This window comes from Streptomyces sp. NRRL WC-3618, assembly GCF_001280005.1.
GTDB lineage: Bacteria > Actinomycetota > Actinomycetes > Streptomycetales > Streptomycetaceae > Streptomyces.
Genome location: NZ_LGDW01000276.1, coordinates 1 through 690, shown reverse-complemented (window position 1 = coordinate 690; position 690 = coordinate 1). Strand labels below are relative to the sequence as shown.

Sequence of the window (690 nt, the reverse complement as noted above, 5' to 3'; positions counted from 1 at the left end):
GTCTGTCCGAGTTGGAGGAGTTGATCGGGCAGTCGGCGGCTGCGGGGATGGTGGTGGATCTGTCGGTGGAGGGGGAGGTGCGGTTGTACGGCGCGGAGGTGGAGCAGACCGCGTATCGGGTGGTGCAGGAGGCGTTGACGAACGTGCACAAGCATGCGGCGGGTGCGAAGACGTACGTACGGCTGGCTCATCGGGGTGATGAGGTGGCGATGCAGGTGGAGAACGAGCCGCCGGGGGAGCCTGTTTCGGGTTCGGAGGTGCGGTTTCCGTCGGGGGGTAATGGTCTGCTCGGGATGAAGGAGCGGGTTGCGGCGTTGGGGGGTGTGTTCGTGTCCGGTCCGACGGAGGCCGGGGGGTTTCGGGTGTCGGCGGTGATTCCCGCGTAGGGCGGGTTCTGGTGTGTGTCAGGGGGCTGTCAGGCGTACCGGTTCCAGGCCGGTGACCAGGGTGGCGAGGGCGTGGTCGACGTCGGGGCCGAGGTACCAGTCGCCGGTGTGGTCGAGGGCGTAGACGTGGCCGGCGGTGTCGATGGCGAGGAGGGACTGGGTTTCGGGTTCCTCGCCGAGGGGGCAGACCTCGGTGTCGAGGGCGCGGCCGAGGTCGGCGAGGGTGCGGGCCAGGTGGAGGCCGTGGAGGGGGTCGAAGTGCAGGGCGGTGGGGGCGACTTGGCGGCCGGGGCCGGGGGGGGTG

The 690-nt window shown here is 70.1% G+C and carries 2 protein-coding genes; one reads left to right on the top strand and one right to left on the bottom strand.

The features are described 5' to 3' along the window. A partial coding sequence (locus tag ADL01_RS22665) for a sensor histidine kinase (protein ID WP_324614631.1) occupies positions 1–386 on the top strand: 386 nt, incomplete at its 5' end. Between the two features lie 18 nt (positions 387–404). On the opposite strand, the gene ADL01_RS22660 is transcribed toward ADL01_RS22665, so the two are convergent. Continuing rightward, positions 405–690: SUKH-3 domain-containing protein (locus ADL01_RS22660; protein ID WP_199834900.1), on the bottom strand; the 286-nt coding region annotated here is incomplete at its 5' end.